The following is a 15,673-nucleotide window of genomic DNA, read 5'->3' on the forward strand; positions in this document are numbered from 1 at the left end:
AATTATGATCTATGGATTAAGCTTCAAACGTTTTCGAAAGTTGCATCGCATGAAGATGTTCCTGCTTCTGAATCTCTTTCCAGTCTGACAGGATCTGCAACAGCGCTTCCTCGACCCACAACAATTCTTCCCGTGTATGGGCATCGGAGAAAATAAAGTAACCCTTGGTGAAAATGCCGAAGTGAGCCATTCTCTTCACCATGAACTCGCGGAAAGGATCTGTCTGGAAGTTATCTTCAGCTAAGGATTGAATGCAGAAGCTTGCATACGTCCCTCTCACTTCCAATTGATCCGTCAATCCGAGTAACACAAGTTCGGATTCCAGACGATCCATGATCCGGGTTGCCGGATCACGCCAGGTCGGCCATACTTTCGCATTTTTCATTAATCGTTCACAGGCAATGGCTGCCGCGAGCGCTGTCGTTTCGCTGGAATGGGCATTACTGAATCTGACCTGTCCCGACAAAGACATCAAGTGCTCAGGCCCCATAACCACTGCGAGCGGTAAACCGTTGGCCATACCTTTAGAGATACAGAGCAGATCAGGCCAGATGTCATATTCTCCTGCTGTAGCCTGCTTGCCCATTCGAATACCGGAAGTGACCTCATCAAATATAATAATGATGTCCAGAGAGCGACACAGGTTTACGGCTTCCTCCAGCGCGTCCCTTTTCCACTCGTTGGGGCACAAAACAATACATGCGATATCCTCGGGAGATGAGGTAATCTGGGCCTCAATTCGCTCCACAGTAGGTTTGTTGACCCAGATCGTTGAACGCTCGATATCCACCGGGATGCCACGTTCTTTCGTCTGGCCACCATAATAGCCGTAGGCAGACCAATCGTGCCACCCATGATAAGCCGTCGCAATAACCTTGCTCTTACCACTTGCAGCACGAGCCAGACGTACAGCTCCACTCACTGCATCGGCCCCACTCTTGGTAAAGCGAAGCGATGGATAACGACCCTCGAACCGCTCCAAAATCAACTCGGCGCATTCAAGCTCAATGTCGGCAGGCAGAGAAAAGCTTGTCCCTTTTTTCAGCTGGTGAATGACGGTTAGTTGGACTTCATGCCTCGCATGGCCCCAAGACGCCGTACCCATGGCCATCTCGCAATCCAGCCATTCATTCCCGTCGATATCTGTAAATCGGGATTTGTAAGCCTCTGCACAACATACGGGTGTATGCCCGGGAAATAAACGTTCAGGTGCTTTGGCTAAAGTGCTGCATCCGCTCGGAATTACCTTTTCGACTTGTTCCAACCACTCCAGATTCCGGGTAAATCTTACGGCACGATCGAGCGTGCTCTCTTTTTCTTTCACCTTAAGTACCTCCCTGTTTATTTTCGTTGTGAGTGAATTACCGAACTTTGGTTCCAGGCCAGCATCCATCGTAGATGCGGTCCATTGTGATCACATTGCCATACAAGTCAATGATCAGATCCTTGGCTCGATGAGCATGTCTCATCTCAATCCAGTAGCGGTTCTCCAGCAAACGGGCGAAATTGTCCACCAAAAACAGTAACCGGTTCTCACTATGAATCAGTTCCTTGCCCAGTACCTGTGGCAGCCAGATGGCTCCATTGGAATTGAAGCGGTTTGAATAGTCACGTACTTCGGCTACATTTGCAAATTCAGCTTCCTCCAGCTTAGTCCAGAATGTATCGGCATCACTTCGAACCTCGGCAAGGTCAATCCCAACAATCGGCAGATGCTGGTATTCCCCTTGGCTTTCCAGCTGTGCTTTCAGATGACTGAAAACGAATGGCCACACATCAGCCTCGATCTGACCGCCCCACTTTTTCCAGAAGCGTGCCAGATTGTTCTTGCGGTTGAAGTTGCGGTGAATGCCGCTGCTGCGTTCCCAGTGATACGCCTGAATATTCGGGTTAATGACCGTATCGTATCCCGCAGCTCGTGCCCGCATCTGATAATCAAAGTCCTCGTATCCGTTAAAGAACTTCTCATCGAGGTTGCCGATGGTCTCATACACCTCCCGCTTCATGCCAAACATGGCGAACACCACCAGTTGAACAGAAAAGGTTTCTTTTGGTATATCATCAGGAGATGCGTTCAGGAACAGGTGTCGGCCGATGGTGTCCGCAAAAGCAATGCCGCAATGCTGCACGCCTCCGGTTTGCGGATACAACAGAACCCCTCCAATCATGCCGATTGTAATATCGCTATCCAGTGTCTCTTTCATCATCGGTTGCCAGTTCGGTTGAAGAATGGTGTCCGAATCCAGGAAGAAAATGTACTCTCCCTTGGCTAGACTCAGTGCGCTATTAATCGACACGGCGCAACCGAGTGGAAAATCATGCTGAAGAATCTCGATGGTCACACCTTCTCTTACTTCTTGCTTCAGTTTATCCAGATGTTGAAAGACTGCTGAGCCGGAACCATCGTTGATGAAAATAATCTGAGTGGATGGGCTTACCGTCCGGAGCAACGAATCTGTGAACAGGTTCAAAATGTTATAGTCCTGGTTGACTGGCACAATAATGGTGTAAAGCATGGAATCCCTCCTGATTTGGGTTGATGGAATGAGTACTTGAGCTGATTTTGAAATGCATAATTGCAGGTAGTTCTGTCCGGCCTCCTTGTTTGAATATTTTGTCTTTATTTGGTAATGATTTGAATCTACTAGAAATTTATATCATTTTTTGTAAACTGAAAATCTTAAATTCTGAACTCTATTAATATTTGAATATGTGAGAAAATCAAGTCTTTGCAGCTTGCACACTGAGAAACGCTGTTGTGAACGCAAAAAAACACCCCCAAAGAGTCTGCGTATCATACGATACGGTTGATTCTTTGGAGGTGCTTTCGTATTAAAATCTATATTTTTCGTTGGATATGCCCTGACCTAACGCTGCTTAAATCCATGATAAAACGTATCCACCACAAGCGCAGGGGCTGCTTTTCTCGCGATATGACCACTCACAACTTGTTGCCACGTCAGGAACATGATGGAATACAGCACATCGACAATCCAGGTTTTATCAAGATCGGAGCGGAAGTAACCTTTCTGTTGTAACAGACCGACCGCATGCAGTACAGGTTGTCTCAGTTTCATATCTGCTCCCTCAATCTCGGGATTATAGTTAATGGTGGTGTCATGAGCCAGAAAATAAATTTTGTCGCCTAATGGAATCAGTGCCTCGATCAGCTCAGGTATGTATTTTTCACATTGCTCTTCATCCAGTTGAATTTCTTTCATGGTCTCACTGACCACCTCGATTGCGCGTAATCCCAGATGAACCATGAGCTGTTCGCGGCTTTCCACGTATCGATGTAACGTCGCGATCCCGATTTTTGCAGATTCTGCAATTTCATTCATGGAAGCATTCGGTTTTTCAATCAGCAACTTGGTGGCCTCGTCCAAAATGGAATGAAGCCTAGTTTGTTTGATTGTAGTCATTTCTTTTTTCATTGTATTACACCTCTTGGCGAGTATAGTTCAACAATTGATCTGATCATCCATCATATGATTGGATTAGACTATAAAATTATAGCATACTTCCTCACGAGTAAAACTAAAAGCCGCCATTTGGCGGCTCTTAGCATCGTTATCTTTCCCGTTACTTACAGTTCGATGATTCTCGTTGCAATATTTGTACAAAATTCACGATCATGCTCTACAAAAAGCAGGGTTGGCGAGTATTCCAGCAATAAGTCTTCGATCTGCATACGTGAAATGACATCTACAAAGTTGAGTGGTTCATCCCAAATGTGCAGATGAGCTTTCTCACTAAGACTTTTGGCAATGAGCACTTTCTTTTTTTGACCTGCACTAAACGTTGAGATATCTTTCTCCAATTGCAGTCTGGAAAAATCCAACTTTCGAAGTATCGATTTAAACAGACTTTCATCAATCCCCTGTGTGGCCGCATACTCAGATAAATATCCTCCGAGATCGGACGTGTCCTGCGACACATACGAGATTTTAAGCTGATGATCCTTACGGAAAAGACCTGTATAAGGGATATCTTCACCACAGATCAGTTTGAGAATGCTTGATTTTCCAGATCCATTTTTACCGTATAGGGATATACGATCCCCTTTTTCAACCGTGATACTGACATCCTTACACACCGTATTGGAGCCGTATGAGATCGACACATGTTCCAATTCGACAAGTTCATGCTTGTGAAAATCCAGCTGATGAATCTGTAGACGTTCTGCACTCTCGATATTTTTGAGAAGTTTGGATTTCTCCTGAATCGCAGATTGCTGCCTTTGTTCGATATTTTTGGAACGTTTCATCATTTTGGCAGCCTTGTGCCCAATATATCCTTTATCCACCTTGGAACCGGAATTTCTCGTACCATTTTTGGTTTTTTCAACTTCATGCGACCATCCACCGGTCCGTTTGGCTGAATCGGATAAACGTTTGATATCCTTTATTAATTTCTCATTACTCGCAAGTTCAAACTGATCTTGCCTTCTTTTATTTTCCCACCAAGCGGAAAAATTGCCTTTCTGAATCTCGATGTTACTCTTATTGATGGAAAGGATATGGTCCACGCTGTGATCCAGAAACGCCCGATCGTGAGATACCAAAATAAATCCACTCTTGCTGCGGAGATAATCACCTACAATTTGTCTCGCATGAAGATCAAGATGATTGGTAGGTTCATCAATGAGCAGAAACCGATTATCCTTCAGGAACAAAGCAGCCAGCATCACCTTTGTTTGTTCTCCGTTGGATAACGTATCAAAAGGCCGATACAACACATCTTCTGACACTTTTAACAGGTTAAGCTCGCGCACAACTTGCCAGTGCAGATATTCAGGATGAATCTGGCCGATGACATCGACGGTCATAGCTCCCTTATTCTCTACCTGGTAAGGAAAGTATTCAAAGCTAACATTCGCAGAGATATGTCCGCTGTATTCATATTTGCCAAGTAACAGATTGAGGAAGGTTGTTTTGCCTCTGCCATTCCTTCCGGTAAAACCAAGTTTCCAATCCGAGTCCAACTGAAAACTAACATTTTCAAATATATTATCGTAACTGCCATCATAGGCAAAGGTCAGGTTGGTAACGTTAATTAAAGACATACAGATCATCCTTCTTATGTGAAATATAAAAGTAAACTGACGGGATTTCACCATCGAACATGGCATGGATTCCCTCACTTTAATATTTGAACATAATCAGAATTTAGATTCGCTTATACAATAAAAGAACCTGGCCGATATACATTCAGCGCCAAGTAGATCTATGCATAGGAGGACAAAGTGTCGGATTCTGATTAGTAATATTGTGAACCATGCCACTGTTCATGTTCGTTGACAGGTCCACATAAACATCCACAACCTCTAATTCAGTCATCACTTTACCACCCCTTTACAAGCTCACAATTTGAATACAGAAAACTTAACATGGAATACAACATGGGTCAAGGCACCCTTCTCCCATATTGGCGTGTAGGGATTAATATAAATATCCTAAAAAGTCGAGTTCCCCTTCACCCCATGGCAAGCTTCCCACTTCTTTAATCATTAACCCCTCTACCTTTTGAGTTCCAACTCCAATTGTGGTTAAGGTTTCATGATCAATTTTCAACCACTTACAAGTGTTGCTCACCGTTTTGAATCCATTTTTGCTGTACAATTCCTCATGATCAGCAAATAAAAGGACAAAATCAACACGCCCTTTGGCCAACCTTTCCACTTCGGATATTAACAAAGAAGCGATTCCTTGAGAGCGAATAGCCGGAGAAACACACAAATCGATTATCCCCAACACTCTTATGGGTGTTCCATTCAAATTCATCATCCTGTAATCTAGTCCGACATGCCCAACTAATTGGTTATCAGGGGTAAATGCCAACACTCTGCCATGTGGTATTTGCTTAAAGAACAATCTGTCTGTTGGATAAATCACTGGAAAACTGGCAACAAGTAATTCTCGAAGAAGAGTTGACCACTCTTCACTTAGATCCACATCATATGTCTGAATTAATTTCAAATAAATATCCTCCTTAAGTCAAGCCATTCTGCCCTTTGCTTGGGTTATCAGCCTTACACACCTCTACGTAAATTTTGATGATGTACTCATCGGGATTACTTTCTGCAAAATAAGTGAGCAGGTCCAGTGCATATACATGTCCACAGACTTGGAGTCCCTCTTTTTCTATCTCCTCTTTCATGAGGGAATACGTCTCCGGCATGCTTTCGTATGAACCTCGATGATTCATGACGGCATACATCCCTTTGGGCTTAATCCATATCGTTTCCCCTGGAATGGGAGTTTTTATTTTGTTGCCAAAGTAATCCGGATAGTATTCTCCTGCCTCATAGTGCTCCTGACGTAAGATCGTCCATACCGGAAATTCATAGTCGATCATCTGTTCATCACAATGGGTCCTGTATTCAATGAACTTACGGAAGAATTCCTTATCCCCATCCCCTTGCTCCAGTTGAACAGCAATAAAATACTCCAGCTCACATTGTTCAATATGCAGCCCTTCAGGAGAAGCATCCGTGGCTTGTTTCGTCATTTCAATGGCACCACTTAGCAGCTTTTGCATACGTTTGATTCGTTGTTGCTCCAACTCAAGTGCCTTTAATTTCTGTTCAAATAGCTCAATTAACAATGGTGTATTCTGATTTTGAATAAATGACTTAATCTCTTGGAGTGAGCTTCCTGCCTTCTTCAGCACATGTATGACATCCAGCACATACGTTTGTTGCATACCGTAGTAGCGGTAGCCCTTGGCATTGATATATTCAGGCTTTAACAGCCCAATCTCGTCATAATGAAACAAGGTATGTTTGGTCACTCCGCAGATCTTGGCAAATTCACTGGTGGTAAAGTGTTGTGCGTGATGTCCAGCCATCTTAGGGCCCTCCGTGTACATATGTGGTCTAAGTTATAAAAGTATAAATGCATTATAGTGTGTAAATAAAGATTTGACTATAGGGTTACCCGATAGTTTAGTCTAAAATTGTAAGTTATTCATATCGCCGGAGGGAAACATGTCAAAATTCAAACGTTGGATGATTCTTGTTATTGTCTCAAGTGCACTATTACTCATTGTCATGGATATGACCATCCTGTACACCGCTTTACCCAGCTTGACCCATGATCTCGGTGCATCTGCTTCGGAGAAATTATGGATTCTGAACGGTTACTCCCTTGTCATGGCGGGTCTTCTTCCTGCAATGGGAACACTCGGGGACCGTGTTGGTCATAAAAAAATATTTACCCTGGGCTTGCTCGTCTTTTCTGCTGCTTCTCTTGCTGCTGCCTTTTCTCCAGTACCGGCTGTACTAGTCATGAGCAGAATTCTTCTAGCCGTAGGTGCATCCATGATGATGCCAGCGACATTGTCGATTATCAGAGTTACGTTTAGGAATGAGCGAGAACTCGCACTGGCGATCGGCATATGGGGTTCCATTGCATCAGGTGGTGCTGGACTGGGACCGATTGTTGGTGGACTGCTTCTTCAACATTTCTGGTGGGGCTCTGTGTTTCTAATTAACCTGCCTATCGCTATTCTTGCGTTTGTATTCGCCTTGAAAATGATTCCTAAACACCATGGGGATGCGTCGAAAAAGTGGGACTTCACCAGTTCCATTCAGATCATGATTGCCATGGTTGGAATTATCTATTCCATTAAGGAATTCACAAGACGCGAAGGATCCCTCACACTCGCTATCATTGCTGCTGTGATCGGTCTTCTGTCCCTGATCATCTTTATTCGCCGTCAGAATAACAGTACGACTCCACTGCTGGATCTGTCCTTGTTCAAAATTCCAAGATTCAGTACCGGCTTTATTACCGCACTGGTTGGCTTATTTGCACAAATGGGTGTGCAATATATGGTCACTCAGCGGCTTCAGCTGGTGGAAGGCATGTCACCTCTTCAGGCTGGACTATTCACCGTATCCATACCTGTTGCAGCACTCATTGCCGGACCTGTTACGGGGGCCATTATGCACCGTGTGGATGTTGTATATATCAAAAGCTTCACTCTCTTCATCGCTGCCCTTGGCATGGGGACGTATCTGATGTATTTCAATGCTGGGTTCACTGGGCAAATTATCGGTTTGGCACTGCTTGGTGCAGGTCTTGGATCAGGCATGACCGCTGCATCACATTCCATTATGAGTTATGCCCCACCTCACAAAGCGGGTATGGCAGCATCCATTGAGGAAGTAGGTTATGAGCTGGGCGGAGCATCCGGTATTGCGATCATCGGAAGCATGTCTACCCTTTTCTACACACTCGCTATGAAGATTCCTGCGGGGATTAGTGTGTCAGCCAATGCGAAGGACAGTCTGGATGAAGCGCTTATTGCTGCCGAAAGCTTGCCTGCCGCGTCTGCTGAATCGCTCAAAAATGCCGCCTTTGCTGCATTTGACCAATCCTTCTTTGTTGTCATTGCAGGTGTTACCGTATTTCTGATCATTGCTGCTCTGATGATGAGCTGGGTTGCCGTGCGCTTAAAACGAGCACAAAAACGCAGCGTTAAAACATAATGAAATTCACTTCATGAAACAAAGCGAGGTATATAGAATCATGTGGTTTCCGATAACCAATGGATTTATTATTTTATTAGGTATATTTGCGATTTTTCTGATCGTTAGAAATATGTCAAAAGAAGAGGATTAACTCAATTAAATTAACATCAAAAACCACTACCTGAGTTGTTTCAGATAATGGTTTTTGATATGCCTGATAACCGAAGCTTACCACCCTGCGGCACCTCACGGAAGGTAGGCATCCTCTACCTCAACTTTTCGTTCATTCCCCATCGCAATGTATCTTACATTAATGACATTTCCTTTCTGAAAATGGGGAATATGTGTGATTGGAATATAAGTCTCTACAATTGTTGGGAAGGTGCGGCCGTCAACTTGGGTTACAGTCAAATCCAATCGCACGCCAGGCCTTCCATCCCTACTGGATGATGTCTGTACAATATCATGAATTATTGCTTCTGTTGGAATTCCGTCCATCAGAATGCTCTTGCGGAGGTGATGTTTCTCTTTATTGTTACGTAACAGTTTAAATGCAATAATCGTAGTGATCGTGCCTGTTGTAAGCCCAAAGACAATAACAGCAACAAAAATAATTAATGTGACGGACATGATAACCTCCTTTTAGTTGAAACTTATGTTAACTACTTCTTGTTTAGATCTCTTTTTCCTGCCTATTCTCTCTGAATCGGAAAGCTTCAAACTCAAAAAAGCCGCCTTAAGGGCGGCTTCATGCTGTGTATGTTCAACTCAACTTAGTCTACTTTCGCACCATACGAGCGTACAAACAGAACGGCTTGTTCGCGATCCAAACGTACACCTTTGATATCCAGTGATTTCAGATCGATGCCTTCCAGATTAGCCCCTCTTAGATCCGCCCCTTGCAGCTTAGCTCTGCTTAATACAACTCGAGTAAGATCACAGTCTCTCAAATCCGCTTTGGTGAAATCCGTGTCCGTAAAGTCAGCCTCAAAGAAACGAATTCCTCGCAGATCCTGTTTCCCCAAACGTGTATGTCTCAGATTCGTATAAGACCAATCGCCGTGACTTAGTGTGATGCCATCCATTTGCGCACCTGAAAAGTCTGAGCCTGTCATCTTGCAGGAGCTGAATTTGGAAGCAAATAGATTCGCACCACCGAAGGTGCAGTTTTCAAAAGCTGATTCCGTATGAATCGAACCATTCATGGAAGCCCCTTTGAAGTCACACTCGATAAAACGGCAGTTACTTGTCTCAATCTCTTCCATAGAAGCGTTCATAAATGTACACTGCTTGAAAACACAACTTATGAGTTCTCCATAGCGCAGATCACGTCCCTCAAAATGTACTGCTTCATATTCCTGATCCTTATATTGATACACTGGTTACACCCCACATTGTATATTTCTCCGTCTTTCTTCATTAAAAGAACTTTTTATACTATACCACACCCCTGTCAAGTACCTGCTTAAACCCATACAAAAGTCAAGTTACTTTTTTTGTGAGAAAAATCTGAAAACTAAAAAAGGGACGCATAAAGCGCCCCTCAAGCACACACTTTTAACTGTTCCAATGTGGGCTTATTTATGTGAAACTCTCCAGTTAGCTGCTTTTTTCTATTCGTATTAGAATGCACTACACCAGTATTTTGGACATTCGGTACAGGGATAGCGAAGGTTTATTGATTTCCCCTACTCTCTGATACCCCAAACGTTCATACAGTTTAATAGCTAGTAGATTTTCCTTTTTAACCGTAAGTGAAGATTTGGACAGACCTTGTGTTATAGCTTGCTCCTCAGCAAAATGAATGAGGTGTGTCCCTACACCTAGTCCTCTGCTTTCAGGCAACGTAGCCAATGTTCCGATGTGGTACTCGTCGTTCTTCGCTTCTTGTAATGTCACCATGGAGTAGAACTCTTTCCAGTGTTGGAGATTATACTTAATCAGGCTCCATTTACGGAGTTCAAACAGTTTGGAGAACGTTGGCAAAGCAAGTTTTTTCATTACAGTGGTCGGATAACACATGATCATGCCCAGCGTTTGGTTACCCATTTTGGCTTCATAAGCATATTGGTGACTGAATCGGTTCTGATTCGAACGCCATAACTTGTTAAATGTTTTCTCTATTATGCCTTTATCCTTGGTACCTGCAAGCGAATAGGCCATATATTCAAGTGCCATCTGATTTAGTTGCCCGCCGACTAATGATTGTGGACTGGCTTTTGTTATGGAAATCTTATTCATCGCTGTCACTCCTCTAGGTAGCTAAAATTAGTTTAAAGCTTGGCAGCAGGTTGGTTGAATGATAACCCCTCAACGATCACATTCACCGTATCAATGGTTAATCCAGTCAGCTGTTCCACATGTAATCTCACATTGTTTTGCAATTCCCTGCAGACTTCATGCATTTTTGTTCCATAACAAACGACAACCTTTAAGTTTATCTCCAGTCTGGAATCTATCTTGCGAATGGCAATGCCATTTTGCAGACTTTTCCCACTCCACTTTTTGGTGATGCCTTCTACAAGTCCTGTCGACATGGAGGAAATCTCACTGGTGGTATTTGCGATCTTGCCGACAATTTTGGAGATCACATCATCCGATATTTGAATTTTTCCCAAAACATTTTGAATGGACATCCTAGGTCCCCCTCTTTATACCTGCATTTTTGATAGATAATAATATCATTTAATATAAATATAAATCATGCGAAGTCCAATTTCAACTTTTGAATTCAGTCATCCTCATTTCTACCTGTACATAGCAAAAAAACCGCGATCATCGCGGCTTCTTCTGGTCAACCTATGGGAATTTCAATTGAATACGGACAGGAATGCAGGAAGATAACTCACTATCTGTTCTGCCTTCTTCTGCTGCCTCTGTTTCTTCTGCTTGTACGATCCACTGCCTGCCAATTAACGATTGTAGCAGTTCAATCTCTTGTGGGGTCAGACGAATATGCTTCAGTGACAGTTCATCTTGAATGTAATCCCGATCCACCTTACGGTCAAACCGGAAATCGAGCAATCGTTTCAACCCGTTAATATGCAAAAATTTGAACTCATAACCTTGACGTATCGCCTTTTCCCAATCGTCTCCGATATCATCTGCTGTCTGTAGTCTTTCATCAAAATCCATCGCGGACTCCTTAACCAGAGGCAACAACCGGGAATAGTCTCGACGTTGTAAACATTCAATAATCACTTCTTTTGATTCTCCACTTGTCAGTACATTTTCTACAAGAAGCCCTACAGGAATGGACAGCTGAGTTCGACTCATTGCTCGCCCTCCTCATTCCCGAGGTACTGATTGAACCAGGCATTCACCTGTTCGAAGCTATCGATCCGAAGTGAAGGTTTACCGCTTTTGAGCAAACTGTGGTTGGAACCTGGATAACGAATCAGTTTGGTCTTTTTGCCGTATCGTTTTAGCGTAGTATATAATTCCTCCGCTTGTGCAATCGGTGTCCGATAGTCCTGCTCTCCGTGCATGATCAGAAGTGGCGTCTCAATGTGGTGTGCATGAGCAAGAGGTGAGCGGGACCACAGGAATTCAGCGTTTTCCGCCGGATTACCACCGATGACTCCCTCGACATAGGAAATACCGATATCACTCGTTCCATACATGGATAACCAGTTGGAGATGCAACGCTGGGTTACAGCCGCCTTGAAACGGTGCGTATGCGCCACGATCCAGTTGGTCATCACTCCGCCATAACTGCCACCCGCTACACCCAGACGTGATGCATCAAGGAAATCGTATGTAGACAGGGCATAATCAACAGCTTCCATCAGATCCCGGTAATCCCCTCCGCCAAAGTCGCCACGACAAGCTCTGGCAAATTCTTGCCCGTATCCCATACTTCCGCGAGGATTGATCCACAGCACAGCATAACCTTGCGCAACGAGTGTCTGCATCTCATGACTATATGTTCCTGTATACATCGCGTGAGGTCCGCCATGAATCTGCATAATCAGTGGCAGTTTCACATTGGAATCACGTATTGCCGGTGTGGCTAACCAACCTTGAAGCGGCCATCCATCGGAGGATGTAAACTCTACACGAACTGGCACATTTACAGCCAATTCAGCCATGAATTCATCATTTCGCCGGGTGAGTCTGAACATTTCACCACTGTCGATATTCACGCGATATAACTCTCCAGGGTGTTCATCCGTTAACGCAGCGATAATCAGCGACGTACCATCTGGTGTTAAGGTATACTGATACACATCCTTTTCACCAGGTCCCGTCACAGCTTGATAATTCCCATCATCTTGAATGCGATACACGTCCACATTCCCGTTATGCGTTCCGAGTACATATACACCACGTTCTGGATTATGGGCATCCGAGATTGGAGAAGGAGACGCACCTGCTGACTTCATATCCCCCAGTGCTGCGTTACCCATCTGCATATCTAATTGCGGTGCAATTATCCTGGGTTCACCTCGATGAACGGGGACAGCGTATAAGCTGTTGTGGCTCCCGCTTCCATATTCACGATCACTGGCGATCAGGATCAGCTGCTGCCCGTCGGAAGAATAGGAGAACTGGCTTATCGCCAGACTGGAATCCGTCACTTTGAAGAGATCATGCTCTCCCAATCGAATGCTGTATATATCCGTAAAGTACAGCAGATCCGCATCAAGCTCCTCATCCTCTACTTGCTTCGAAATGAAAGAAAGCTGCTGGCTATCTGGCGACCATGCCGGAGCACTGATATTCCATAGCCCGGAAGTCACCTGCGTGATCTCCCCGCTTTTGAGCTCATATACAAACAACTGGCTGTATTGACCATCCCACCAGCCAGACCCTTCCGCCTTCGGCGTTGTACGCTCAAAGACTTTACCTCGCAGCACAGGTACAGACTCCTGTTGGGCGTCTGCTTTCTTCTGTTGATCCTCCGGTTGCACTTTGCTGGTAAACGCAATGTGCTGCCCGTTCGGCGACCAGATATAACTCGATATTTTACGAGCGGGAGATATCAGCATGACAGGCTCGTTTTGATCTGAATGGAGCGTCCATAGGCCTTTTCCACCATCCACTGAGCGAATGAATGTGAGTTGTGTCCCATCCGGCGACCACGCAGGTGAGGAATCCTTTGTTCCATCCGAAAGTGCAATATCTTCATCACCATCGAGGGAGATTCCTCGAATTTGCGTGTTATATTCGTTTTTATCCTGATCTATGGTCTGTTCCACATAAGCCACTTGCCCGTTCAGACTGATTACCGGCTGACTTATCCAACGATAGTGAACCAGATCCTCCGGCATAATTGGTCTTTGATTCATAATGATGGCTCCCTTCTCCGTTTATTTATGGGTTGTCTCCGTACGTGGATCAAGCACATCACGCAGCCAATCTCCAAGGAAAATAACACCGAGTACGGTAAATGTAATGGCTAGTCCCGGGAATGTAGCGACCCACCAGCTTGTTGCAACGTATTGTCTGCCATCACTAAGCATCCCTCCCCAGGATACATCGGGTGGTTTGATACCCAGACCCAGGAAACTGAGTGAAGCTTCCATAATAATGGTCGTGCCCACATTCATACCGCAGATCACGATAAAGGATGAAAGAATATTCGGCAAAATGTGTTTCAGAATCAATCTTCCATTCTTCGCGCCAATCGATCTAGCCGCATGAACAAAATCACGCTCTTTGATACTTAGTACTTCACTTCTTACCACACGGGTGAATGGAACCCAGTTCGTCACCCCGATGACAAAGATCAACGTTGTAATACCCGGGCCAACAATCGCCATCACAACAAGCATGAACAGGATGGTTGGAATCGCCATGAATGCATCACCTACACGCATGATGACGGCATCCAGCCATTTCCCGTAGAACCCGGATACCAGCCCCAGAATCGCGCCAATGATTCCTGACACAATGACGGCACCCATACCCACGATTAAGGAAACCCGGGCACCGTATACAATACGGCTCCACATGTCTCTGCCAAGATTATCGGTACCCAGCCAGTATTCGGCCGTTCCACCCTCAAGCCATGCTGGTGGTTTAAGTCGGTTTAGCGGATTCACCGCTGCCGGATCATGACTCGTCAATAGAGGTGCACCTATGGCAATTAACACAACCAACAATACAAGCACAGCACCAAACATTCCGGTCTTGCTGATGATCAGTTGTTGCCAGATATAACGAAATCCCGTTGGTGCACGCCCATTGTCTTGTTCCTGTTCTGTACCCGGAATTGGCATTTCATTGCTGCCTGTCATATGATTGCACCTCCTTCTAGTCGTATTTGATGCGCGGATCGAGTAGCCTGTAAGCTACATCCGTCAAGATGTTAATTACTACAACGATAAAGGCAATGACAAACACCGCGGCCTGTACAATCGCCATATCATGTGTGTTGACTGCAACGACCAGCAATTGACCCAGTCCAGGCCAGGAGAATACCGTTTCCGTAATCAAGGTTCCCCCGATCAGACTTGTAAACTGCAAACTCATAATTGTCACGACCGGAATTAGTCCATTCCGAAACGCATGTTTCACAATGACAACCATTCGGCCTAGCCCTTTGCTGCGGGCTGTTCGAATATAGTCCTGGTTGAGAATCTCCAGCATGCTGGAGCGAATCAGTCGGGTCATCTGCGCAGCCAGTCCAACGCCAAGTGTAAATGCCGGCAAGATCAGATGTGACAATCCTCCGCGACCCGATACCGGCAATACGCCCAGCATGACGGAGAACAAGAGGATAAGCATAATCCCCATCCAGAAGTTTGGCATCGCCTTACCAATGACGGATATTCCTGAAATAATGAGATCGGTAAACGTATTGCGTTTGACAGCTGAGATGACGCCAAGTGGCACTGCCATAAGTACGGCAAAAAACATGGCGGCTACCGCCAATTCAAAGCTGGCAGGCAATCTCTCCAGCACCAGCTCTAACGCAGGCTGATTGTAGCGAAAAGACTGACCAAAGTCTCCCTGTATCGCACTGCCCAGAAACTTCACGTATTGCGTATATAAAGGCTGGTCCAAACCAAGTGCCTGCGTCAAGACAGCACGATCTTCAGCGGTAGCCGTTTCAGGCAACATTAGCGCAACCGGATCACCGGTGACTCGAACCAAAATGAACACAATTAATGAAACAATGAACAGCACCGGAATGATCTGTAGTAATGACTTAAGTACGTATTTGCCCATTCCTTGTTCACCTCCCTTTTA

The 15,673-nt window shown here is 44.9% G+C and carries 15 protein-coding genes; 1 reads left to right on the top strand and 14 read right to left on the bottom strand.

The genetic code is table 11. The features are described from left to right. Window positions 1-16: 16 nt before the first annotated feature. The 6 genes from MKY87_RS30320 to MKY87_RS30345 form a co-directional block, all read right to left on the bottom strand. Window positions 17-1,324, bottom strand: a complete 1,308-nt coding sequence (locus tag MKY87_RS30320; RefSeq protein WP_340967737.1) for an aminotransferase class III-fold pyridoxal phosphate-dependent enzyme — start codon at window positions 1,322-1,324, stop codon at window positions 17-19. Between the two features lie 37 nt (window positions 1,325-1,361). After that, window positions 1,362-2,516, bottom strand: coding sequence for a glycosyltransferase family 2 protein (locus tag MKY87_RS30325; RefSeq protein ID WP_150367354.1), 1,155 nt, complete (start codon window positions 2,514-2,516; stop codon window positions 1,362-1,364). A 351-nt stretch (window positions 2,517-2,867) separates the two neighbouring features. Next, on the bottom strand, window positions 2,868-3,434 hold the full coding sequence (locus MKY87_RS30330) for a TetR/AcrR family transcriptional regulator (RefSeq protein WP_340967739.1): 567 nt from the start codon (window positions 3,432-3,434) through the stop codon (window positions 2,868-2,870). A gap of 152 nt (window positions 3,435-3,586) precedes the next feature. Next, the gene (locus MKY87_RS30335) at window positions 3,587-5,065 is read right to left on the bottom strand and encodes an Lsa family ABC-F type ribosomal protection protein (RefSeq protein WP_340967740.1); all 1,479 of its coding nucleotides are present in this window, start codon (window positions 5,063-5,065) and stop codon (window positions 3,587-3,589) included. A gap of 376 nt (window positions 5,066-5,441) precedes the next feature. Beyond that, window positions 5,442-5,978 (bottom strand): GNAT family N-acetyltransferase, encoded by a 537-nt coding sequence (locus MKY87_RS30340; RefSeq protein ID WP_340967742.1) that lies wholly within the window; start codon window positions 5,976-5,978, stop codon window positions 5,442-5,444. Window positions 5,979-5,991: 13 nt separating this feature from the next. Then, window positions 5,992-6,849: a MerR family transcriptional regulator gene (locus MKY87_RS30345; RefSeq protein ID WP_340967744.1), complete on the bottom strand. Its 858-nt coding sequence runs from the start codon at window positions 6,847-6,849 to the stop codon at window positions 5,992-5,994. 139 nt (window positions 6,850-6,988) lie between these two features. On the opposite strand from MKY87_RS30345, the gene MKY87_RS30350 reads away from it, so the two are divergent. Next, a complete protein-coding gene (locus MKY87_RS30350; protein WP_340967745.1) occupies window positions 6,989-8,494 on the top strand; it encodes an MFS transporter in 1,506 nt (501 codons plus the stop codon). 228 nt (window positions 8,495-8,722) lie between these two features. Here MKY87_RS30350 and MKY87_RS30355 read toward each other — a convergent pair whose 3' ends face one another. From MKY87_RS30355 to MKY87_RS30390, 8 genes are all read right to left on the bottom strand, one after another. Beyond that, window positions 8,723-9,106 (bottom strand): hypothetical protein, encoded by a 384-nt coding sequence (locus MKY87_RS30355; protein WP_338594499.1) that lies wholly within the window; start codon window positions 9,104-9,106, stop codon window positions 8,723-8,725. Between the two features lie 143 nt (window positions 9,107-9,249). Further along, window positions 9,250-9,855 (bottom strand): pentapeptide repeat-containing protein, encoded by a 606-nt coding sequence (locus tag MKY87_RS30360; protein ID WP_036608249.1) that lies wholly within the window; start codon window positions 9,853-9,855, stop codon window positions 9,250-9,252. A 253-nt stretch (window positions 9,856-10,108) separates the two neighbouring features. Continuing rightward, complete coding sequence (locus MKY87_RS30365; RefSeq protein WP_340967746.1) at window positions 10,109-10,717, bottom strand: GNAT family N-acetyltransferase; 609 nt, start codon at window positions 10,715-10,717, stop codon at window positions 10,109-10,111. 32 nt (window positions 10,718-10,749) lie between these two features. Then, the gene (locus MKY87_RS30370) at window positions 10,750-11,112 is read right to left on the bottom strand and encodes an Asp23/Gls24 family envelope stress response protein (protein ID WP_340967747.1); all 363 of its coding nucleotides are present in this window, start codon (window positions 11,110-11,112) and stop codon (window positions 10,750-10,752) included. Between the two features lie 163 nt (window positions 11,113-11,275). Then, window positions 11,276-11,752 (bottom strand): hypothetical protein, encoded by a 477-nt coding sequence (locus MKY87_RS30375; protein ID WP_340967749.1) that lies wholly within the window; start codon window positions 11,750-11,752, stop codon window positions 11,276-11,278. Next, window positions 11,749-13,767 (bottom strand): S9 family peptidase, encoded by a 2,019-nt coding sequence (locus MKY87_RS30380; protein ID WP_340967750.1) that lies wholly within the window; start codon window positions 13,765-13,767, stop codon window positions 11,749-11,751. Before MKY87_RS30380 ends, MKY87_RS30375 begins: the two co-directional genes overlap by 4 nt. A gap of 21 nt (window positions 13,768-13,788) precedes the next feature. Then, window positions 13,789-14,718 carry an ABC transporter permease gene (locus MKY87_RS30385; protein WP_091030896.1) on the bottom strand — a complete coding sequence of 310 codons (930 nt, stop codon included), beginning with the start codon at window positions 14,716-14,718 and terminating at the stop codon, window positions 13,789-13,791. Window positions 14,719-14,734: 16 nt separating this feature from the next. Beyond that, on the bottom strand, window positions 14,735-15,652 hold the full coding sequence (locus MKY87_RS30390; RefSeq protein WP_017688654.1) for an ABC transporter permease: 918 nt from the start codon (window positions 15,650-15,652) through the stop codon (window positions 14,735-14,737). Window positions 15,653-15,673: the final 21 nt, after the last annotated feature.

The organism is Paenibacillus sp. FSL R7-0198 (assembly GCF_038000415.1).
In the GTDB taxonomy this organism is placed as follows: Bacteria; Bacillota; Bacilli; order Paenibacillales; family Paenibacillaceae; genus Paenibacillus.

Coding starts and splice junctions, on each gene's coding strand:
- MKY87_RS30355 (WP_338594499.1), bottom strand. CDS start 9,106: ATGTCCGTCACATTAATTATTTTTGTTGCTGTTATTGTCTTTGGGCTT.
- MKY87_RS30370 (WP_340967747.1), bottom strand. CDS start 11,112: ATGTCCATTCAAAATGTTTTGGGAAAAATTCAAATATCGGATGATGTG.
- MKY87_RS30390 (WP_017688654.1), bottom strand. CDS start 15,652: ATGGGCAAATACGTACTTAAGTCATTACTACAGATCATTCCGGTGCTG.
- MKY87_RS30325 (WP_150367354.1), bottom strand. CDS start 2,516: ATGCTTTACACCATTATTGTGCCAGTCAACCAGGACTATAACATTTTG.
- MKY87_RS30365 (WP_340967746.1), bottom strand. CDS start 10,717: ATGAATAAGATTTCCATAACAAAAGCCAGTCCACAATCATTAGTCGGC.
- MKY87_RS30375 (WP_340967749.1), bottom strand. CDS start 11,752: ATGAGTCGAACTCAGCTGTCCATTCCTGTAGGGCTTCTTGTAGAAAAT.
- MKY87_RS30330 (WP_340967739.1), bottom strand. CDS start 3,434: ATGAAAAAAGAAATGACTACAATCAAACAAACTAGGCTTCATTCCATT.
- MKY87_RS30335 (WP_340967740.1), bottom strand. CDS start 5,065: ATGTCTTTAATTAACGTTACCAACCTGACCTTTGCCTATGATGGCAGT.
- MKY87_RS30385 (WP_091030896.1), bottom strand. CDS start 14,718: ATGACAGGCAGCAATGAAATGCCAATTCCGGGTACAGAACAGGAACAA.
- MKY87_RS30350 (WP_340967745.1), top strand. CDS start 6,989: ATGTCAAAATTCAAACGTTGGATGATTCTTGTTATTGTCTCAAGTGCA.
- MKY87_RS30380 (WP_340967750.1), bottom strand. CDS start 13,767: ATGAATCAAAGACCAATTATGCCGGAGGATCTGGTTCACTATCGTTGG.
- MKY87_RS30345 (WP_340967744.1), bottom strand. CDS start 6,849: ATGGCTGGACATCACGCACAACACTTTACCACCAGTGAATTTGCCAAG.